The following is a 20,172-nucleotide window of genomic DNA, read 5'->3' as shown; positions in this document are numbered from 1 at the left end:
AACCGCGTTCTGTTATCTGACGGACGGCTTCTTCCTTAAATTCAGGTGTAAATCGTGGTGTGCCCATACGCTCCTCCTATGCTCAAACTATAGGGCAGGATCGTCTACCGGGGCGGGGTCAGTCCAACTCTCCAGTTTGAGAGTCCAACTAAATGGGTGCAGTACATTTGGTTGGTTAATGAAAATTAACTTCCTACGGGGCTTTCTTCTTTTTGCCACACAACCGGTAACAAACCACCTTCACGTCATGAGGCAAAAAGCCTCAAGCGCCATCGCCATTATATCCCGTTGTCGATCATCTGCCCAGGAATAACAGTCTGAAAACTGTATAAATCCTCATCGTTTTTCCGCGTCATTCAGCCCCTGAAATCCCCAGCGCCTCACGAATCTCAGCGGCTCTCTGTTCGCTTCCGGCGGTCACGCCGGCGTTATAGACAAGGCTGATCATCGCCTGCAACATTTCCCAGTCATCCCGCTCCAGCCGGGCATCAAGGCGGTACAGGATCTTCCCGCTTTCAGCATGCCGGAACACGGTTCCTGTCTCTTTTTTGTCGAACCTGCGGCTGATAATGCTCAATAGCCCTCCCGGTTATCCGTACCTTCTGACCACTCGCGGATCTGGTCTTCGAGCGCCTCAAGATGCCTGTCTATACTCTCCGCCAGCTGCTCGCTTTCGGTTTCCAGCCAGCCACTGAGTCCGTCCCACTCGCAGCACATCTCTTTCAGCTTTGCCGACATGGTACGGAGCTTGTTACGCTGGCTGCGGGCGACTTTCAGCTCCGTCTTGCAGGGGTTATTTCTCATTCTGCCCCCTGCTGATACCGCAACTTGTTCGGCACCTGCCAGCGCTCAGCAGTACGGACAGACTCCGGCGTCTCCCGCACGATAAACGGGATTTCGTACATCACTGCATACAGCGGCTCGCCGCTGATGCGAAGCCAGTCAAGTTCCTTCAGCGACGAGAACCGCGACTGCCAGCGCCAGAACGGTCCGGCAAGCTCTGCCGCGTCAAACTCGTCGCTCCACCGGGTGTACCAGATGCAGACGGTTTCCGGTGACTGAAAATTCAGGTCGATTTTCGCCTGCTCCAGCAGGTTCTGGCGCAGTTTCCAGCGCTGTTCGTACTCACGAGACTGGCGGCGCATCTGACGCGTGGTCTTAATGCCGGACCTGTGCAGCCGTCGACCCGTGCGGGTGTGCATGACCTCAGGAAACAGTTCGGCCTGTACGTCAATTGTGAGCGGCAGCGGGCAGGCTTCGCCACTGGTGGCGATCATCGTGTTAAGCGCCTCCTCGACCTGTTTCAGGTTCGAATGACGGTTATTTGGCACCCAGTGCAGACCAGGTATTTTATTGGCCACCGTGGCGTTGAGGCGTCCGCTGCCCGTGAGAAGACGCAGAAAGGTACGCACATACGGCATGGCGGGCAGTCGTGCGCCGCGTTCGCGGGCAGACTCAACATGGCTGATAGCCTGTATTGCAGCCTGACGGGCGGGCTTCAGGGAAACGAGCGCGTGTGAGGACGGGATCATGCTGTCACCTCCACATTCATCAGCTTCGCCACGGTGCGGGCAGTGCAGTTAAAGCGGCGCATACCTGCCAGCTGCGCGATCAGCTGGTTTATCCGTTCAGGCTGGAGCGTGTCGCTCTGGTAAAGAGTACGCACCACTTCACCGCCGGAGGATAGCAGCACCAGAAGCCAGTAAGGCGAGACTTCGCCGGGGCTGCACACGCACAGATGCCAGTCATCACTGCCGTCCGCGCTGAAGCGGCACTGGACAGGGAAGAAGCCGCCGAACTCGCTGCGGAACTCGGCGCAGACGCACCATCCTTCAGGTGTGGACAGGAGGCCGGTCACGGCGTCGCTGAGGGCGCGGCGCGCGTCTTCGCCCTGCTGACGGATAAACTCCAGGTCGGATGCGGTCAGGGTGTTAATTCGGTTCAGGTCATATTGCATGGTCATGTCTGTTCCCGCCGCCCGAAGGCGGCGGCCTCCGGTATTAAGCAGCGTGGTCAGTGGTGTCAGCGTCGGTTTCGGTGGCTTCTTCAGCCTCAGCGGCTGGCGCTGGGCGCACCATCCAGTCAGGCAGCCAGCCCTGAGCATTCAGATCCTGCTCGGCGGCCTTCGCCGCATCGCGGCGCTTGAGCTTCACAACTTCACCCGCACGGGCGCTGAGTCCGGCTTCTTCATAGGCTTTGCCAATCTGGGAAATCGTGAGCTTACCGAAGTAGCTCTCAGCATCCGGCTGCCACCATTTGCGCAGGTCAAAGTCCAGCGCCGCTTCCAGCCCGTCCAGTTCGCTTTTCTGCGTATGGTTATACATACGTTCCTGAATGCCGTTGATACCGTGTGCCGCGCAGAATCCCAGCAGGGTGTTCACCTGCTCGGCTGACCATGACAGCAGCCAGGTGAAATCGAGATGCCAGTTTTCGGGCAGCGTTGCCTGAAGCGCTTTTTTCTGTGCAATGAGCGCCGTCAGCGCCTTCCCTTCTTCACCGGATGGAGCCAGTGATGAAAGGTGATACTGATTCGAGGTCACATACGCTTTCAGCGGTTCGCTGCGCTTGCCGTGGGTGCGGTCAAAGAGCGCAAGACACAGCGTCCACGTCAGGAGCGCCACCGATACATCGGGTCGACCCGCCAGTTCCGCCTGAACGGCAAGAGTGCGCTCCGCCGACATGGCCTTAACCAGCGTTGCCGGATAGGCGTCAGCGGGAATGTCAGGCGTGGTGTATCTGATAACGTTCTTTTCACGTTCCTGACGCGCCTGTTCTTCTTCTGCCCGGTCTTCGTCAGTCAGCCTGCGGATACCAGGCTGAACCTGAAAATTGCTACCGTCCCATGACACCCAGACTCCGTGCGCGGCGCGAAATTCCGGCGTGGCTTCACGGTAAGTCGCCTCGCAGTAGATATCATCAATCTGCTCCTGAATCGCGTATTCGTCATCGTAGGTTTCAGTAGCGTCCCTTTGTTCTTCCAGCTCACTGACGCGCTTCTGTTCTTCTTCCGTCAGGACAGCTTTCGGCATCGCAAAACGGTACTGTTCACCGTCCTCACCGCTGGCGCGCAGTTCCGTCATACGGAACTCAGCCCAGCCCCAGCCCTGCTCCTGCTTAACGCGGGCGGCGAGCACGGTGAGCTTGCCAGCCAGCAGGGATTTCACCAGCGCCGCATCGGCAAAGGTGCTGTCCCTGTCGCTGAACAGGTCGGCGGTCAGCGTACCGCCAGCGGCGGTATAGGCTTCCTCGCCCACATACTCAAACATCGGGTGACTGATGGCCATCTTGTCGTCAGTCACCATTTTGCGCAGGGTCTGTACGGCAGGATCGCGCCACTGTTCAACAGCCTCTTTCCAGACCTGCTCCTGACGCTCATGGGTATCAGCAAGTGTCAGGACTTCACACTGTTCAAGGGAGATTTCATCCCGCGCCAGCGCATCCAGCAGGGAGGGGGCAAGATTCGCCAGCTTCAGGCAGCGCTGAACGTGGCGCGGGTGGTAGCCCATCAGTGCGCCGATCTGAGAGGCCGTTTTACCTTCCTGCTGAAGGGTACGAAAACCGATAATCTGCTCGGCGGGATGCATGTTTTTACGTCGACCGTTCTCGATCATCGAGGCCGCCACAGCCATCTCCACGGGCAGGACTTTCACCGGAACAAACGGCGTGTCTGCATCGAGAACACCGCGCATCACCAGAATGCCTGTGCCTCTGCGGCGACCTTCCCCGCCGACAATGCCGATCGTACCGTCCGGCAGTTCTGCACCGATCAGGTTCTGGAGGATGCCCATTGCCTGAATGCTGTCTGCCATCTCTTCCACTTCCCGATCGGTATGCGGAATGATGCGCGTGTTTAAGCCCGTGTGTGACAGGCGGGAGTACGGGAAGATTTGCACGGGCGTATCAGCGAGCAGCTGGACGAGTTTCTGCTCGGTAGACTGCGCGATTTTTTCCGCAGATTTTGTCTGACGGGTGGTCTTAGCTGGTTTTTTTGCCGTAGTATTGGTGGCGACCATGATTTTTACCTCTCAGTGATAGTTGTGGTTAGCCGTGGCCGGATTGCCCTCCGGTCACGGCACTCGGTTAACCGGTAATGCGTTTCGGGTGTGCTGCCAGTGCTCCAAAGGACGGATAGCCATCAAGAAGCTGCATCATGACTTTTGCCCCTTCCAGCATCGCTTTATCCGTTACGCTGCCGCTGTTTTCACACACGTTGATCGTTGCCACGATCCCCGATTTCACATCTGAAAAACGCTCATACATGCGGTTGCTGAACAGGACTCGTTTGCCTCCTGCCATCACCTGCCAGTTGTTGCAGTCATTAAATCGGGTGTCCACGTTGTCAAACTCGACCACGTGGGTGTCGCTGGCCTGAATGCGCAGCAGCTTCACGATTTCGGTGCTCTGCCCGACCTTACGGGTCGCCGGACGGGTGTTAAGGTTCTGCATGTTTCCTCCTTCTCTGGGTTAAGGCCGGACATCCGGCCTCCGGTTAAAGCTGCACGTATTGCAGATTGCGTTTCAGTTCAAAAAGAAAATCCGGTTCAAACGACCAGGCGCGCCAGTTAAGCGTTCCGTTGGTGCGGATCTCCACCTGCACGTCGCCGTATCGGGAAACGTCGGACAAGGTGACGGTGACCCCCGCCTTCAGCGAAGTGGCCTGAGCCACCCACTCCCGTGCGACAGAAACAGGGTTTTGTTCTTCCCCCATCTTCCTGGAAGATTCTTGAGCGGCGGTTTTGACGTTGACGTTTCGTGTGTGCATCCTGGTTTTCTCCTGTGGTGATGGTTGTCCATCTCCCTGGTGAGTTCTCTCGCGGCAAAGGGCAAAAGGAGCAACGGCGAAGGGCGGAAGGAAAGGGGCGAAGACAAAAGTTTTTGCGGCACGCAAAAAGTTTTGGCGGAGTGCATTTCACCCCTTGGATGACGACCCGACGGTGCTACGACAAGCCCTCCGCGTGAGGACGCACGGGGGATGGCTTCACCGGGGGAACAGGATGCACACACCCGACACGTCGGAACGGCGTGGCGCCATTAAAGCGACGGCATCAGCCGGCGCGGTGAAGGCGTTCCGGACGGCACGGCCGGAGAAGCCGCAGCCCTTGACCTTCGCCATCAGACCCTAGCGTCAGCCCGAAACCCGGAGGGGTTCGGCGGAGCCTGGCGGGTGCGTCAGCCCGAAACCCGGAGGGGTTCGGCGGAGCCTGGCGGGTGCGTCAGCGGCCGCCCTGGCGGAGTGGGGCTCGACGACCGGACAGCAGCGCTGGCCGGGAGCCGAAGGGGGCCAGAAGTGGGATTCAGGTGTTTTCAGAGGATTTGCTGATCGGGTTTCAGAGCCGCCACGCCACGCCACGCCACGCCACGCCACGCCACGCAGGACCGTATCTGTGACAATTTGCCCTCACAATGCCTTTCATCTGCATCTCTCCGGGCTTACATCCGGGCGGGAGGGGGCAGCGCCGCAGGCGCTGGCCTTACCGTCCGTCAGCCCGAAAGGATGACAGGGTTTTCGCGCGCGAACAGGCGGCGCCTATGCCCCGCCCGGATTATTTATTGTCCGTCGCCCTGACCGCCCTGGAGAATGAAGTGGCCGCAAAGATAGACGGCGCACTGGCGGGTAGCCGATTCGCAGATCTCTTCAAGCACTTTAGCTGTGGTTACGGGGCTGAGTCCGGATTCGCGACGTCGCTCGTTGATAAGTGTTTTATACTGGCGCAGGATGCTGCGGGTTTCCGGTGACAGTTGCAAGGTGTTCTCCTTTTGTTCTGTTTCCGGAGGCAATGCCTCCGGTTTCTCTGTCAGGCATCGAGCGCCGCGCGCAGGCGCATCATGACGTCGTTTTCTTCTTTCAGGGTTTCTTCAGCTGATCCGCCGCCATCCTCCGCGCATACTGCGATACGTTGCATCTCCCGTCCTGCAAGCTGCATGACTAAGGCCAGCGATTTCGCGGGAATAGTCACGGTTCGCTTCTCGCGTCGCTCATCGAGCATGGTTTCGACAATCGCCCGTATCTGGCCGATATCCGCGCCACTTTCAAGGCATGAACTTAGCCGACGCAGGACTTCATCCAGTTCCTCATCGGTTAAATCCCAGTCAAGGCAGACGCAACGAATGTCATTTCGATTCCAGCAGGCGAAAACGTATTTCTCGCCATCGAGGTCGGAATGTCTGAACATTTCAAGGGCAATTTCTCTTGCTGTACCAATCATGTTTTTCTCCTTTTATCGGGCGGCATCGCCGCCCGTGGTCAGTCAGTCAGTCAAGGGCACGCCAGATGGTGGCGCTTTCCGGATGGGTGTCAGCAAATGCCATAAGCTGCTCATAGCGACGGCAGAAGTGGCGGCACAGTTCTTCATGGTCATGGTTGCTGTGGTGCCAGCTCCGGTGATTCAGTACCAGCGCCGTGAGGATGATCCCCGCCACTTCCCCGCTGACAGTCTCCTCAAACCAGTTGTCCGGATTGCACAGGGTCAGGCTCTCCACGTCAGGCGCCATATATCCGCCGCCTTCCGGCAGCCGGTAAAACTGCCAGAATCCCCCCTGATACTCAGGGCAGTAACGCTGGGCGTAGGCGTACACGGATGCCTCGGACGTCATAAAATCGCCGCCAAACAAATCAGGCAGGAAAGTCAGGCGCTGCGCACCCTCAAGACGAACAGCATCACAGGTCACGGTCTGGTTCATAGATCCTCCACGGTTAACATATTCTCGGTTCCGGCATCGCCGTGACGACACGACAGACCGGCGAAAAGCGGAGGACACAGGGGCGACGCCGCAAGCCGCAGCGCAAAGCCTTCACGGGCTGAATGCACCGTGAAGGGTGCGAACGGGTGAGGACGGAGGCGTAAGCGAACCCTTGTGGCCGATGCGGCCGGGCTACAGTGAAGTCACGGCGCATGCCGTCACCGCACGGAGCTTCAGGGGGAGTTTCATTGTCCCGACGTGGCCCGGAGGGCAGCGGCGGATAGAAGCGGAAGGCACTGACATCCTTTTCGCTGTGGATGTCCACCGGTTGCCGGGGCGTTACCCCGGCTCTTTCCCTTACGCGGCCAGCGTCTCCTGTAATGCGTGAACGTCCTTCAGCGCATTCCTGACGGATTCAGGCTCCTGCCGCCCGGCTTCCCAGGCCATACCGATCCGGTTTTCCAGCTCGCATTCATAGTTACGCAGGACGCGGGACAGGAGTACTGCCGGAACACTCACCTGACGGTTTGCCGCTTCGCGCTGACGGGCCAGGAGATCGCTGACAGTCCGATTATTTACCCCATCCTGACGGTATTGCGTCATTTTCATTTCGCCGATCGCCTTCATCAGATTCCGGATTTCAGTCCCGTCCGGTTCTGGCTGGGCTTCACGGCAGGCCACGCTAATCCCCTCTTCCGTCCAGACCAGCAGGACCAGGGGTTCGTCAAAGGTGAACATGTTTTCAAGCTGTACACAAAGTTCTTCGCGGGTTCCGTACATCGTTTGTTCTCTCTTGTAAGGGGTTACAGGCCGGGCATCAGCCCGGCAGGGTCAGTCAGTCCTGAAAGGTTTCGTCCAGCACCAGGGCTTCGCGGTAAGCTTCAAGAAGCAGGGTGTTGATCCGGCGCAGAGTCTGCGCAGCCATACGTTCGGTAAGCGTTGCCGCGTCGTGCCGGTGCTGCGATTCGAGGCGGTTCAGCAGCATCCGCACGTCACACATGGCATTGCTGAGCGCGGCCACGTCCGCGCGCAGGTGTTCAAGGCCCGGGTAGTTCATGCCGCCTCCGGCCAGTCGGGGTAAAACGCGCCGTCATTGGCCGCCGGCATCCTTCTCGCCCGTTCAACCTGTGCCAGACGGCGGACGCCGGCGGCGTGGTACTCCTCAAGCATCTCGATCCCGATATAGCGGCGGCTGGCTTCGGCGGCGGCCACGCAGGTGGAGCCGCTGCCGGCGAACGGGTCAAGGACTATGGCCCCCGGACGCGTGAGCGATTCAATCAGCGGCCGCAGGCTCTGCACCGGCTTCTCCGTCGGGTGGTGTCGGTTGCCGGTGTATTTCCAGGGGATCACGTCCGGGACGGGACGGTCCGGGGTTTGCGGCCTCCCCTTCGCCAGCAGGTAAGCGTTCTCATGGGTGTAACCCACGAACGTCGATTTTGAGGCGTAGCTCTTGGCAAAGACGATATGACCAACCACCCGGAAGCCGGCCGTTTTCCACGCATTGAGAAACAGGTCCGCGCGGTTCCAGGCATAGAAACTCACCATCAGGCTGTCATTTTTCAGCACGCGGTACATTTCATGGCAGGCGGGCTGGAGCCATTCAGCTGAGTTGTCCCCGGCCAGGGTGCGGCCGGTACGGTCCTTATAGCCAACCAGATACGGGGGATCGGTAAGAATAAAATCGACGGCACGCGCCGGAAAACGGGACATCACCTGCACGCAGTCACCCAGAATAAAACGGGACATAGACACTCTCCTCTCTGATATGCGGCACCCTCTTGCGCCGTGCCGCCACAAAAACCCGGCTCTGAGCGGAGGACGCAGGGGCGTTCCCGCAAGCCGCAGCGCAAGCCCTTCACGGGCTGAATGCACCGTGAAGGGTGCGAACGGGTGAGGAGAACGGCGATGAGCTTCCCTTGCGGCCGCAGCGGCCGGGTTAGCGTGAAGGCACGGCGTTGAACACGCCGCCGGCTGGCGGCAATAAGGCGGAGGGAACCGACATCCTTTATTACCAGTTCTGGTAGCTGATGAGTCCATAAGGCTATGAAAAAATCAATACGAGTTCGCATCTGCAGCGCAGTGCGTGTATCGAAAGCCTGGTATGCTTTGGACGACTCCTGCCGGAGACGTCCTTTTTTTTTTGAGTCGCATATATGGCAGGTGAAAGTATGAAGTAATTGTGCAATCATCTGTTTCGAAAACATCTGAACAGTTTTCACTTACAACGAATTTGACACATTTCAGGACACCCCTCCCCGGACGGTGTCCTTTTTTTCAGCTCCCCTTCACGTGGTCGATAGCGAACTGCAGCGTGTCCCAGTTAAAACCGATGCCTGCATCGTGGCTGTGGTAGCAGATACGCATGGCTTCTGCAATTTCCTCCTCCGACAGACTGCCATCGAGCGACAGAAAATCATCTTCCAGCCAGAACGTCCCCATACACAGAGCATCCGGTGGGTACTGCTTCAGCCTGGCGATGAGTCCTGCCACCGTCACATCATCACGACATGCTGGACGCGGCGGCAGGACGCGATCGGCGATGTCGTTCCAGCACCAGTCATCGCACTCCGGTACGGGTTCCAGCAGGGTCTGTAATTCCACGCCCGGCAGCAGGGAGAGCTGCTCCAGAACCTCCCCCAGAGAAAGTCGCTCTCCGCTGGCATCTTCACTCCCCAGGTAATGGTGATTGATATAGACGGCAAACTCGCCGTTATCGAGTTCAATACAGGTCAGTCTGAACATGGTTGTGTCCTCAGCATCCGGCACCCTCTTGCGCCGTGCCGCCACAAAAACACGGCGTAAAGCGGAGGACGCCAGGGCGACGCCGAAGCCGCAGCGCAAGCCCTTCACGGGCTGAATGCACCGTGCAGGGCGCGAACGGGTGAGGACGGAGACAACGTGAACCCTTGCGACCGCAGCGGCCGGGTTAGCGTGAAGGCACGGCGGGTAATTTTTTACGGGAGATGTAAAGCGGAGGAAAAATTTCACATTAAATTAAAATGTGATTTACATCACAAAACAATACATTATAATCTCCGAAAAATTAAGCGTTTAGTTTTGACGGCAGGGATGAGATGTCACCCTGCCGTTTTTTTCTGAAGTGTACGGGACCGGATTTAACGCGCAGGAGCTGCACCAATACGTCTCAGCGCATCCTCTACTTCACGCAGCCCAAAAATATCTTCCGGCGGCTGCTCTTTTCCGGACAGGCTACATACCGTAAAGACGGCATTTGATGCGGATAATCTCTCGCGGAACAACGCCTGCAGTGCCACAACGACCAGCGTACGTTCGTCTCCTGTCAGTTCTTCAAGCTGCATACTGTTTCCTTCAGGTTAATGTTCATATTCATCCCCGCCCCTCTGGTTTTATCTCGTCAAACGCCAGGAGAACCCCGAGGCCGATCAGTGAGGCATAGCAGACCTGCATCGCGATTGTCACCGGCAGTGAGATGTTATCAACCAGAACGCCGGGAACCACGACGGCCACGCCTGCCAGTATCATTCCCCTGCCGGTCTTTTTGACCCGTTCCGGCCACTGAGATTCAGGCACGTTCCGGGCGCGCAGAAAGTTATGAATGCACTGCACTGCTTTTTGTTTAATCACTGACATGCTCTAGTCTCCGAATGCCCGGCGCATATTTTTCTTTATGCTGGTCGCTTCAGCGGATACCGGTGCGGCAGGCTCCGCTGGTTTCTCCGGCACTGCAGCCATACTCACGTCAGCCGTACCAGCCATCTGCTGAACCAGAACCTGCAGCTCGCTGACCGTGCCGGGCGGTACCGGCATACTGGCCAGCAGACGCGGCAGCTCCGGTGCGGTCGTATGCAGGGCCAGACCGGTGATAATCAGGTTTCTCAGCAGCTCTCCGCGCAGGCGGGATGACACGCCCGTCAGCACACGCTCAACCCGTTCACTGCTCCGGTCATCCTGAAGCGTCAGGGTGTAACGCCGGCGCTGGTATTCCGTCTCCGGTGACATGGCCAGAGCAGCCACGCCACCATCAGGCTCATCAGGAAGTCCTGAGAGTGAAGACCAGGTGCCGGATACCAGGGCCATCACGGCACAAAGCCGGATGGCACTCAGATGTCCGTCAAAGAACACCGGGATCAGCGCCGGTAAACGGGCATCCGTCTGGTACATCACCGCCCCGGCGGTGGCGGCGGTCCGGATGAAGTCACCGCGCAGGGGCTGTGAGATGGTGCTGATGGTCGCCATCGCCGTGATGTCGGTGCGATCGTCGCTGTGCAGATAGAAAGAATACTGGCCGTCCGGCACGTTTAGTCCTCTTTATTGTAAAGGGCAATCTCTCTGGCCAGCGCCAGCTGCGGATCGCCGATAACCTCGATACGGTCAGGAGCCAGAGGCCAGGCCTGACGGATAGCCTCTTCAATGAGGGATGCCCCTCCCCCGACCAGGAATACCCGGTTAACGCTCCTGAAGACCGTCAGCTCACTGGTGACACGCGCGCCCAGGGAAGTGATTGCCTCTGTAATTTTGTTCAGAACATCGTCAATTTTTCCGGCATCGTTGATCACTCGCTGCAGATACTGACGATCATTGCGGTTGCGGATGACCGTGTCAGCAATAAGCGCGCTGGTTTCGCTGTCTGCAGCCCGCAGCGCGCCTGCAGCTGCGCGGGTGACCTGTGACACGCCGACAGACGGATTGCCGTGTACCGCACTGATATCATCAAACTGTCCGACAATCACGCCGGCATCGAGCGTGGTTCCGCCGAGATCGATAATCAGGGTGGTCTCAGCGGGTCCGGGCTTCAGCTCCGCGAGACGGGAGAACGCCGCCGGCAGTGATTCAGGCATCACCTTCACGTCCGTTACGGTAAATGCCCTGCCCTTATTCAGAACCAGCTCACGCATCAGGTTTTCTCGTTTGCGTCGGATGTTCTCCTCGTTCCGCTGGCAGTCCCCGTCATAATACTCGCTCAGGGGCAGCGTCACGGTCAGGCTCACCGGCTGCGGCTCAAGTCCGCTGTTCAGCAGGGCATGATGCACGGCCAGCAGGTTGAGATCACCGTACTGGTATTCCACGTTTGTTGTCGGGATGGCATCCCGGCTGACGCTGTCCCAGGTGTATTTCAGCGTGCCCACCTGATAGTTGAACGTTGCGGCACTGAATTCCGCCACTTTCCAGCCATGCCGGAAGGAGTTAGCTGAAACCCGGGTCTGCAGCTCGTTTCCTTCAAACCATGCCAGCTTAACATTAGTTGAACCATCATCGCAGTAAATATTCATCATTATGCTCCGTCAATTAAACTCAATTTGATACATATTATAAGAGCAAAATGGCAAAATAAAAGCCATGCTTCTCATTATGAGTAATTTAAATGTCCCATAATGATATTAAATAGCATTTTGAGTAACTTAGGTTACTCACCCTGTTCATGGCGCAGGCGATCTGGATTATCCTCACGCTGTTAAATATACTGTATAGATAACCAGTATATTTAGACGTCAGGAGGAAAGATGAAACTGCAGCTTTTCAGCACCGGGAAAGCACTCCCGCCACAGGCCCATCCGTTGTTTGCAGACCTGGCCAGCTGCGGTTTTCCGAGCCCTGCCGCTGACTATGTCGAGTCCGACCTGGATCTCCATGATTACTGCATACGGCACCCGAGCGCGACTTACTATCTCCGTGCCAGCGGTGACAGCATGTCCGACGGCAGCCTTTACAATGGCGATCTGCTGGTTGTGGACAGTGCAGAGAAGCCCCGGCACGGCGATATTGTTGTGGCCAGTGTGCAGGGGGAGTTTACGGTTAAACGGCTTCTGCTGACGCCACGACTGACGCTGCAGCCAATGAACGCCGCCTGGCCGCCGATTTATCCCGACCCGGACGATCTGGATATCTTTGGCGTCGTCACGCACATCATCCACCGCCCGAGGGAGATGTACTGATGTTTGCCCTGGCCGATGTGAACAGCTTTTATGCCAGCTGCGAACGTGTTTTCCGCCCGGATTTGAAAGGAAAGCCGGTTGTGGTGCTCAGTAATAACGATGGCTGCGTTATCGCAAGAAGTGCCGAGGCAAAGCCCTGGATCAAAATGGGCACGCCGTGGTTTCAGATGAAAAACGAAACGTATCCGGAAAAAATATACGCGTTCTCAAGCAACTATGAACTTTATGCCTCGATGTCAGCGCGCGTGATGAGCTGCCTGGAGGAGCTGGCCCCAAGGGTGGAACAGTATTCGATTGACGAGATGTTCCTCGACCTGACCGGCGTTGAGCACTGCATGGACCTGGAGGACTTCGGCCGGCAGCTGCGCCAGCACGTGTATGACTGTACCCGTCTGACCATCGGCGTGGGTGCCGGGCCGACGAAAACCCTGGCAAAATCAGCCCAGTGGGCCTCAAAGGAGTGGAAACAGTTTCGTGGTGTGCTCGCCCTGACCAGGGGGAATCCTCAGCGAACGCGGAAACTGCTTTCACTGCAGCCGGTCGAAGAGATCTGGGGCGTGGGAAACCGTATTGCACGCAAACTTAATGTACTGGGTATCAGGACCGCGCTCGATCTGGCCCTGACGAACCCGGCCTTTATACGCAAAAATTTCTCCGTCGTTCTCGAGCGAACAGTACGCGAACTGAACGGGGAAAGCTGCATGTCGCTTGAGGAAGCACCACCGACGAAACAGCAGATCGTCTGCAGCCGCAGCTTTGGAGAGAAAATCACGGAGTACGATTCGCTCCGCCAAGCTGTCTGTCAGTACGCAGAGCGGGCCTCTGAAAAGCTGCGGAAAGAGCGCCAGTACTGCCGGCATATTTCCGTTTTCATCAAAACGTCTCCGTTCGCCGTTAAAGAGCCTTACTACGGCAACGTGGCCACGGAGAAACTGCTTACACCCACTCAGGACACCCGGGACATTATTGCGGCCGCCACAACGGCTCTGGAGCGTATCTGGAAGGATGGGCACCTGTATGCCAAAGCCGGTGTGATGCTGAATGACTTCACCGGCTCCGGCGTTTCGCAGCTGCAGCTGTTCGACGAACGTCCGCCACGTCCTCACAGCTCTGAGCTGATGAAGGTTCTCGATGGCATTAATCATTCCGGTCTGGGACAGATCTGGTTTGCCGGGCGAGGGATAGCGCCATCATGGCAAATGAAACGCGATATGCTCTCCCCTGCGTACACCACCCGCTGGAAAGATATTCCCGTTGCGAGGATCAGATAAATTCTGCTTTTCTGAGAGAGCCAGTAGTGCTCGCCGCAGCCGAACGACAGGGCGAAGCCCGCGAGTGAGCGAGGAAGCACCAGGGAACAAAACGAACATAATCTTCTTACGCACCTAATACAGGAATCACAGTAACAATCTCAAAATCTGTATTGTGATAGAAACAGCTGAATAGAGTGGGACCATGGTCCCAGTTAAATCCGGCGTGTGGAATCGATATTCCAGGCGGGGTTGAAGGATGAGTTCTGACACGCAAGTAGGAGGTGGGACCGTGGTCCCAGTTAAATCCGGCGTGTGGAATCGATATTCCAAGCGGGCTTGATGGGTGAGTTCTGACACGCAAGTAGGAAGTGGGACCGTGGTCCCAGTTAATCTGGTGTATGTAATCAGTATTCCGAGATGGGTTACCGTCTGAGTTCTGATATGCAGGTTGAGGGGTGAACTGCGGAACTAGTTAAGGAAAACTAGAAAAAACTGGATCTTTAGATTGTGGTAACAATCAGGTTGGGAGAAGTAAACAGATCTTTTTAACAACACTGGGCTATAGTGCAGAAAATAACTGCTTCGGATGTATATATTCCGAAGCAGCATGTAACGCATTAAGGATATTGGAAATTAATGAAGACTCTCGCGTGTATCATTAAACAGGCTAAACTTTTTGTAAGTCGCGCAGTATGCTTTCTATCTTCTCGATACACTCGGCAGGCAAACGAGATTTATCGAGATTAAAAATCACCTTATCGCCTTTGTATAGGGCTGTCGCACCAGGTACAAATTGATGACGGGTATTAAGGTTTACTTTTTTACCTGATGGCTCTTTCAGAACATCCGTCAGTAAACCAATAACTTCCTCGGATTCAAAGATAACTCCCGCTTTCTTTTGCTCATGAAGCTGTTGTGTCCGTTGCAACAATAAAGCTTCTTTTCCCGAAAATGCTTTGTACAGCGTCTCCCCAGAGCGGGCGGAAAGTTCACCAGGATGAGTAAACAGGGCAACCACTGATTTTGGCAAATGGGCCGTGTTGATGCAACGCGTGATGATTTTACGGGAAATATTCTCAGCTTCAGCCAGAGCAGAGATATTGCCGTTAAAATCATTTTCCAACCGCTGTGCATAACGGTTGCCCCGTTCATAAGCGCTGACAGGACGATAATCATTACCCAGCCGTGATAAAGCCATCATCTGTTCGTCATCGAGATCCCCGACGAGAACACGATAATCTGATGATGTCAGTATGGCGGCTTTACGACGGCGACTACCATCAGCAATTTCAATGACACCTTCTACCCTTCGTCCGAACGCAGGCGTCTGTTGACCACTCAGCATAAAAGAGGGAATCAGATCATCAAGCGCGTCTTCGGTCAGTAGTTCCTGGTCACGTTCATTACCTGACCAGACTCTTGATGCCGTCTCAACACTCTCGCCCGGGATCGCTTCCAGAATAAATTTCACTTCCCGGCCACAAACCGGAAGCAGAATGGTATTCCCGCGGGCCATGGCTCCAACCCGTGCAATTAATGAATCAACCATCGGTGCAGCGGGTGCCGCTGAAGGTTCAGTTTCGGGGCGGATATCTTTTACGGTATGTTTTGGAATGACTGGTGCACGTTTCATTATCTGATCTCCCAGCGAGGTTTAATCAGGCGATCAAAAATTTCATTACAGACAGGCTCCCAGATAGACAGCGCATTTCGCCAGGCTCCTGTAGATGAGCGCTGATCGATAGCCTGCTCAAACACCGTTCTCATACGGATCTGACCTTTACCGACTTCGTCGGTCTCGCGAACAACGTTTTTCAGTACCATGCTTCCCCAGGCATCGCGGATCTGTTCTTCCATCCAGGGTGACTGTGAGCCATTGTTATTGCTGTACTTGGTCAGAAGAATTCTAACGTCAGGTTCAAAACCCTGCAGGTCCACGTTTTTTAACAGGTCGCGCAGCATGTCAAAAAACTGAAGGGCAGAGGTGTAATCAAATAACTCTGCTGGCGTTGGCACGATGAGTACATCTGCAGCACAGACGACATTGATGGTACCAATACCGAGGTTCGGTGCACTGTCGATAACAATGACATCATAATCATGGGCCACTGTTTCGATGGCCAGGCGAAGCATCATATGAGGTTCTGTCGGCAGTTTCCCGTTGTCAAACCTTCCCATTAGTTCTGTCTCAATGCGGTGCAGAGCCAGGCATGAAGGTATGATGTCGAGACCCGGCCAGCAGGTGGCTTTGACGGCATAGGCTGCATCATCGCGCTCACCAAGATAAAAAGGCAGCAGTGTGTCTTCGGCATGGATATGCAAATCAGGGACCCAGCCGTGGTACATGGAGGCTGTGCCTTGAGGATCGTTCCCTTCGACAAGCAGTACTCGCAGCCCTTTCAGCGCCAGGTCCTGTGCCAAATGTACAGATACAGATGTCTTATAGACACCCCCTTTATGTGCTGCCACCGCGATGACGGGCGGAACGCTGTCATCAGGACGGCGCAGACGGGTGCCAAATACATCCCGCATATGGTTGATTTGTTCAATGGTGTAGCCCACCCGCTGCTCTACACGTCCACGCATTTCCATATCAGGATGGGGAAGGCGTCCTGCTTTTTCTGCATCACGGATTGCCTGAGAAGAAACGCCAATCAGATCGGCGGCCTCACCCACACGCCAGCGACGGGTAATTTTCCTGGCTTCCGGGCTATCATCGTTAAACTGTGCAATCGCGATAGCTTTCGTCATTTCATGACCGGCCGTAATGCACTGGTCAAGCGTTTCCATCAGTCCCATTCTTTGTTCCTTATTATTATCTTTGCATTAATCTATTAAATCTTGGTAAAAGGCGCAAAGCAACATTAAAGTTGCAAACCGTCTTAAATATTGCAAAGCCGATCAAAATATAGTCTTGTTCAGTTCAGCATCCGCCTGAAAGGCTGCCGCATGCTTCAGTCAATATCATCCGCTCGCCGCAGAAAGTATGCGCGCGTAGGCGCATGCGTCGAGGAAGCGGAATTACTCCGTACTAACAAGGTGTGGCTGACGCTCTGAAGCTAACGAAGCTCCACTGGAAGGAACTGAATGGTAAGGAATTGACTATAGTATGCAGATTATTGACTGCGGTATGAAGCTGAATAGGAATAGGGAAGAGTAATGACATGCATTTTTCTGCATATCACAGTCAAGACTATTGCCTTTCCTGGTGTTGTATTACTGGGTTGTTGTACCAAGATTCACATTGTGTCATGTCAGTGGTCCATATGTATTGGATGCTGGCTGTTATTCCATATTTCGATCCAGTAATTGATCCTTAAGGAGATCATGTTGAGATCAAAAAGAGATCCCCGGATCGTTTAGCGCCCCGCTACGCCTGAGCCTGGAGACTATCTTCATTAACTGTGGTGTGTGGTATGTTGACTGTTGTGTGCGAGATCAACTATTGCGGTATGCAATTGTATTAACTGGGGTATGTATTTCCGTTGACTGTGATATGCGTATATACTTTCGTTTGTGGATAACCGCGGGTTAATAAAATGGCTATGGAAAATAATGAGTTACCCCTGAATCTTCAGGAGGTCAATAAGACAACGGGTGAAGTTGTTAAGCTGGATGTCAACAGCGCCAGTACTGTTCAGCCTGTTGCGCTCATGAGGCTTGGTCTGTTCGTTCCTACCCTCAAATCGACCTCTAGGAGTAAGACGAACCGCAAAAACGTCACGGATGCGACTGAGGAGCTCGTACAGCTGTCCATTGCCCGGAGTGAAGGGTATACCGATGTCAGGATCACCGGATCGCGCCTCGATATGGATACGGACTTCAAAGTCTGGCTTGGAATCATCCGTTCAATGTATGATTTTGGCGTTAAGGATGACACGCTCAAGCTGTCTTTTGTTGAGTTTGTTAAAATGTGTGGCTTTGACTCCCGGCGCTCTAACAAGAAAATGCGTGACAGGATAAGCAACTCCCTGTTCAAGCTGGCATCCGTAACCCTCAAGTTTCAGAGTGAAACGAAAGGGTGGACTACGCACCTGGTTCAGTCTGCCTATTACGACATCACTGCCGATGTCGTGGAGATCAGGGCAGAGCCCAAGCTCTTTGAGCTTTATCAGATGGACAGGCGGGTCCTGTTGCGTCTGAAAGCCATTGATGCCCTGCAGCGCAAGGAGTCCGCACAGGCACTCTATACCTACATTGAAAGTCTGCCACAGAATCCGGCCCCCATCTCCATGAAGCGTATGCGAGACAGACTCAACCTGACGTCTAACCTCTACACGCAGAACCACACGGTGCGCAAAGCCATGGCGCAGCTGAAGGATATCGGCTATCTGGATTACACCGAATTCAAACGCGGCCGGGCCACCTACTTCAGCGTGCATTACCGTAATCCGAAACTCATCAGTAGCAAGGTCGTTGTTCCCCGTGAGCCGGAAGAGGAAGTACCTGAGCAGAACTATGACGAAGTTATTAAAGCCCTGAAGGCTGCAGGTATTGATCCTCAGAAACTAGCAAAAGCGCTCGCCAGCGTGAAACCGGGAAATGACTGAGGAATGCCGTTTTAGAGTTTGTTGACTGTGGTATGCAGAGCGCATACCACAGTCAATTTATACTGATTCATCATTCCGTTTAGGTTTTGCTTGCCTTGACTGCGATATGCGGATAGGCCTACCGGAGTATTGATATTGACTGCGGTGTGTGGAAGAGCGGGCAGTCTGCTCAACATCTTCACTGCGATATGTTTACTTTCATCACTTAGTCAATATTGTTCGTCAGGGCGGATGCCCTTAGCCCAGTACTTTCACAAAGGGTCTTAACCCACCGAGATCAAAGGATTCCGGGGGCAGCGTCCGGGATTCACTGATCCGCACTCCCGTGTTCCAGAAAGTAGAGAACAGCATTTAATGGTGAAGATCCGGCATATAGAAGAGTAGGGCTCTCACTTCGGGGACGAGTAGGTACGCCAGGGTGGCGCCGGTTAAAGTGGCCATCCTTCTGAGTGCGGCCGCGGTCGCAAAGTCGACCCCATGGGCTTTCGGCAACAGTGAAATGCGTTATGAAGAAAAGGGGGCAATGCAGGGATGAACAGGATCGGAACGAAAAGGTAAGTAATGAAGAAGACGTAAAGTGCGTTACGTGAATTCCGGCCTGGTACAGCCTGGACCCCTGTCAGTTTTCACGTAACGCAAGATTAATTTATTATCGAATAAGTGGATGTCATTACAACTGTCTGTAAATTTTGACAAATTTAGTTATCTTTTTTTCAGCATGGCAACAGCATCAGCCTCTGCCATTGAAAATTGCACACGATGCCTTGCAGCAACATCGAGCGCAAATACCTTTGTATAGACTTCCGTCGAGCTGATCGACTTGTGCCCCATCAGGCTCTGCAGCACCTTCAGCGGAATTCCGGCATACAGCATGTGCATGGCGTAGGAGTGGCGGAACGTGTGTGGCGTCACCGGCACGGAGAACGTCACCCCGTCGGCGGCTGCCGCTTCAACAGCTTCGCCCAGCCAGGTGCGAACGGTACGGTCGGTGATCTCCCAGATGCGCACCTTTTCCGTTCTGCCGGTGCGCTTATTCCGGCGTTCCAGCGGTATTTTCAGGGTGGCCACCATCATTTCCAGCTGGCGGGCATACTGCGGATCGGAAAGCGGAACGTTACGATGAGGCTGGCTGCCGGCCGGAGCACGGCCGGCCGTTCGGGCCGCTTTCTCCACCCGCTGTTTGAGGGGTGCCAGTTGCACGAACGGGTAGGGCGGGGCCAGGGAAAAATCACTCCGGGTCAGGGCCAGTGCTTCGTTAATACGGGCGCCGGTGTTCCACAGGGTGGTCAGCAGCATCTTACGGTGAAGATCGGGCACGTAGTGGAGCAGGGCGCTCACTTCCGGCGCCAGCAGGTATTTCGGCAGTTCGTCCTGAACGAGCGCCATCTGGCGCAGTGCCAGCGCGGCCGGGTAATCGATGGCCACCGGCAGCTGAGCAGAGGAAAAAGCCCCGCTATGGCCTGGCAGTGCTGGCATCATGTTATGTCACCATTGTCATTAGAGTGTGCAGTGCATCACCGGTGCATCCGGGGATGCCGGACCCGGCAGGATCAGATACTCGGTAGCAGATTTGACACGGTAATTGGTGTAATCTTCAAACGAAACCGGGCTTGCTTTCATCCCCGCGAGAAAAGTTTCTTCAAGACGGGGTTTGAGGGCCAACGATGTAAAAAACCACGTTAATAGGTTAACCTATTGTTTTATTTTAATTATTAGGTGCTGCATTTACAGCTACTCCAATGATCATGGGGCTGATGGTCGATGGAACGCAAT

The 20,172-nt window shown here is 55.1% G+C and carries 24 protein-coding genes and 1 pseudogene; 3 read left to right on the top strand and 22 right to left on the bottom strand.

Annotated features, from left to right (window positions below; genetic code table 11):
• Positions 1 to 352 precede the first annotated feature (352 nt).
• From ACHH0Z_RS24425 to parM, 18 genes are all read right to left on the bottom strand, one after another.
• Positions 353 to 577 (bottom strand): hypothetical protein, encoded by a 225-nt coding sequence (locus tag ACHH0Z_RS24425; RefSeq protein ID WP_074146975.1) that lies wholly within the window; start codon positions 575 to 577, stop codon positions 353 to 355.
• Positions 574 to 804 carry a hypothetical protein gene (locus ACHH0Z_RS24420; protein ID WP_032641239.1) on the bottom strand — a complete coding sequence of 77 codons (231 nt, stop codon included), beginning with the start codon at positions 802 to 804 and terminating at the stop codon, positions 574 to 576. The genes ACHH0Z_RS24425 and ACHH0Z_RS24420 overlap by 4 nt, the downstream gene beginning before the upstream one ends.
• Complete coding sequence (locus ACHH0Z_RS24415; RefSeq protein WP_045409732.1) at positions 801 to 1,532, bottom strand: plasmid SOS inhibition protein A; 732 nt, start codon at positions 1,530 to 1,532, stop codon at positions 801 to 803. The genes ACHH0Z_RS24420 and ACHH0Z_RS24415 overlap by 4 nt, the downstream gene beginning before the upstream one ends.
• Positions 1,529 to 1,963, bottom strand: coding sequence for a conjugation system SOS inhibitor PsiB (gene psiB / locus ACHH0Z_RS24410; RefSeq protein WP_045409735.1), 435 nt, complete (start codon positions 1,961 to 1,963; stop codon positions 1,529 to 1,531). Before psiB ends, ACHH0Z_RS24415 begins: the two co-directional genes overlap by 4 nt.
• Positions 1,964 to 2,000: 37 nt before the next feature.
• Positions 2,001 to 4,013: a ParB N-terminal domain-containing protein gene (locus tag ACHH0Z_RS24405; protein ID WP_045409737.1), complete on the bottom strand. Its 2,013-nt coding sequence runs from the start codon at positions 4,011 to 4,013 to the stop codon at positions 2,001 to 2,003.
• A gap of 67 nt (positions 4,014 to 4,080) precedes the next feature.
• Positions 4,081 to 4,446: a hypothetical protein gene (locus tag ACHH0Z_RS24400; protein ID WP_015572064.1), complete on the bottom strand. Its 366-nt coding sequence runs from the start codon at positions 4,444 to 4,446 to the stop codon at positions 4,081 to 4,083.
• Positions 4,447 to 4,489: 43 nt separating this feature from the next.
• Positions 4,490 to 4,762 carry a hypothetical protein gene (locus ACHH0Z_RS24395; RefSeq protein WP_023337954.1) on the bottom strand — a complete coding sequence of 91 codons (273 nt, stop codon included), beginning with the start codon at positions 4,760 to 4,762 and terminating at the stop codon, positions 4,490 to 4,492.
• 785 nt (positions 4,763 to 5,547) lie between these two features.
• Positions 5,548 to 5,745, bottom strand: a complete 198-nt coding sequence (locus ACHH0Z_RS24390) for a hypothetical protein (protein WP_072050670.1) — start codon at positions 5,743 to 5,745, stop codon at positions 5,548 to 5,550.
• Between the two features lie 50 nt (positions 5,746 to 5,795).
• Complete coding sequence (locus tag ACHH0Z_RS24385) at positions 5,796 to 6,206, bottom strand: DUF1380 family protein (RefSeq protein ID WP_013087149.1); 411 nt, start codon at positions 6,204 to 6,206, stop codon at positions 5,796 to 5,798.
• A gap of 46 nt (positions 6,207 to 6,252) precedes the next feature.
• A complete protein-coding gene (locus tag ACHH0Z_RS24380) occupies positions 6,253 to 6,681 on the bottom strand; it encodes an antirestriction protein (RefSeq protein ID WP_013087148.1) in 429 nt (142 codons plus the stop codon).
• Positions 6,682 to 7,038: 357 nt separating this feature from the next.
• Entirely contained in the window at positions 7,039 to 7,461 is a 423-nt protein-coding gene (locus tag ACHH0Z_RS24375) for a DUF1380 family protein (RefSeq protein ID WP_045409472.1), read from the bottom strand.
• Positions 7,462 to 7,516: 55 nt separating this feature from the next.
• Positions 7,517 to 7,738: a hypothetical protein gene (locus ACHH0Z_RS24370; RefSeq protein ID WP_013087144.1), complete on the bottom strand. Its 222-nt coding sequence runs from the start codon at positions 7,736 to 7,738 to the stop codon at positions 7,517 to 7,519.
• Positions 7,735 to 8,427, bottom strand: a complete 693-nt coding sequence (locus tag ACHH0Z_RS24365) for a DNA methylase (RefSeq protein ID WP_045409475.1) — start codon at positions 8,425 to 8,427, stop codon at positions 7,735 to 7,737. The genes ACHH0Z_RS24370 and ACHH0Z_RS24365 overlap by 4 nt, the downstream gene beginning before the upstream one ends.
• Before the next feature lie 528 nt (positions 8,428 to 8,955).
• Positions 8,956 to 9,423 carry a hypothetical protein gene (locus ACHH0Z_RS24360; RefSeq protein WP_045409478.1) on the bottom strand — a complete coding sequence of 156 codons (468 nt, stop codon included), beginning with the start codon at positions 9,421 to 9,423 and terminating at the stop codon, positions 8,956 to 8,958.
• Positions 9,424 to 9,797: 374 nt separating this feature from the next.
• On the bottom strand, positions 9,798 to 10,001 hold the full coding sequence (locus ACHH0Z_RS24355; RefSeq protein ID WP_013087140.1) for a hypothetical protein: 204 nt from the start codon (positions 9,999 to 10,001) through the stop codon (positions 9,798 to 9,800).
• Between the two features lie 28 nt (positions 10,002 to 10,029).
• The gene (locus ACHH0Z_RS24350; RefSeq protein ID WP_045409483.1) at positions 10,030 to 10,293 is read right to left on the bottom strand and encodes a hypothetical protein; all 264 of its coding nucleotides are present in this window, start codon (positions 10,291 to 10,293) and stop codon (positions 10,030 to 10,032) included.
• A 3-nt stretch (positions 10,294 to 10,296) separates the two neighbouring features.
• On the bottom strand, positions 10,297 to 10,959 hold the full coding sequence (locus ACHH0Z_RS24345) for a plasmid partitioning/stability family protein (RefSeq protein ID WP_032664819.1): 663 nt from the start codon (positions 10,957 to 10,959) through the stop codon (positions 10,297 to 10,299).
• Between the two features lie 2 nt (positions 10,960 to 10,961).
• Entirely contained in the window at positions 10,962 to 11,933 is a 972-nt protein-coding gene (gene parM / locus ACHH0Z_RS24340) for a plasmid segregation protein ParM domain-containing protein (protein WP_023327692.1), read from the bottom strand.
• Between the two features lie 231 nt (positions 11,934 to 12,164).
• Here parM and umuD point away from each other — a divergent pair, with 231 nt between their 5' ends.
• Together umuD and ACHH0Z_RS24330 are read left to right on the top strand one after the other, a co-directional pair.
• Entirely contained in the window at positions 12,165 to 12,596 is a 432-nt protein-coding gene (umuD, locus tag ACHH0Z_RS24335) for a translesion error-prone DNA polymerase V autoproteolytic subunit (protein WP_013087136.1), read from the top strand.
• On the top strand, positions 12,596 to 13,867 hold the full coding sequence (locus tag ACHH0Z_RS24330; RefSeq protein WP_015572056.1) for a Y-family DNA polymerase: 1,272 nt from the start codon (positions 12,596 to 12,598) through the stop codon (positions 13,865 to 13,867). The genes umuD and ACHH0Z_RS24330 overlap by 1 nt, the downstream gene beginning before the upstream one ends.
• A 649-nt stretch (positions 13,868 to 14,516) precedes the next feature.
• On the opposite strand, the gene ACHH0Z_RS24325 is transcribed toward ACHH0Z_RS24330, so the two are convergent.
• Positions 14,517 to 15,482: a ParB/RepB/Spo0J family plasmid partition protein gene (locus tag ACHH0Z_RS24325; RefSeq protein ID WP_013087134.1), complete on the bottom strand. Its 966-nt coding sequence runs from the start codon at positions 15,480 to 15,482 to the stop codon at positions 14,517 to 14,519.
• Positions 15,482 to 16,648 carry a plasmid-partitioning protein SopA gene (sopA, locus tag ACHH0Z_RS24320; RefSeq protein ID WP_023327689.1) on the bottom strand — a complete coding sequence of 389 codons (1,167 nt, stop codon included), beginning with the start codon at positions 16,646 to 16,648 and terminating at the stop codon, positions 15,482 to 15,484. The genes ACHH0Z_RS24325 and sopA overlap by 1 nt, the downstream gene beginning before the upstream one ends.
• 740 nt (positions 16,649 to 17,388) lie before the next feature.
• Between sopA and ACHH0Z_RS24315 the strand changes: the two genes are divergently transcribed.
• A complete protein-coding gene (locus tag ACHH0Z_RS24315; protein ID WP_015572055.1) occupies positions 17,389 to 18,399 on the top strand; it encodes a RepB family plasmid replication initiator protein in 1,011 nt (336 codons plus the stop codon).
• A gap of 243 nt (positions 18,400 to 18,642) precedes the next feature.
• On the opposite strand, the pseudogene ACHH0Z_RS24310 reads toward ACHH0Z_RS24315, so the two are convergent.
• Positions 18,643 to 18,900: pseudogene (locus ACHH0Z_RS24310) on the bottom strand (site-specific integrase); the annotation flags it as partial.
• A gap of 201 nt (positions 18,901 to 19,101) precedes the next feature.
• The gene (locus tag ACHH0Z_RS24305) at positions 19,102 to 19,878 is read right to left on the bottom strand and encodes a site-specific integrase (RefSeq protein WP_045409485.1); all 777 of its coding nucleotides are present in this window, start codon (positions 19,876 to 19,878) and stop codon (positions 19,102 to 19,104) included.
• Positions 19,879 to 20,172 lie beyond the last annotated feature (294 nt).

This window comes from Enterobacter cloacae complex sp. 2024EL-00227 (genome assembly GCF_043945315.1).
Classification (GTDB): domain Bacteria; phylum Pseudomonadota; class Gammaproteobacteria; order Enterobacterales; family Enterobacteriaceae; genus Enterobacter; species Enterobacter roggenkampii.
The sequence above is the reverse complement of the archived record's forward strand: the minus strand, read 5'-3'. Positions and strand labels throughout refer to the sequence as shown.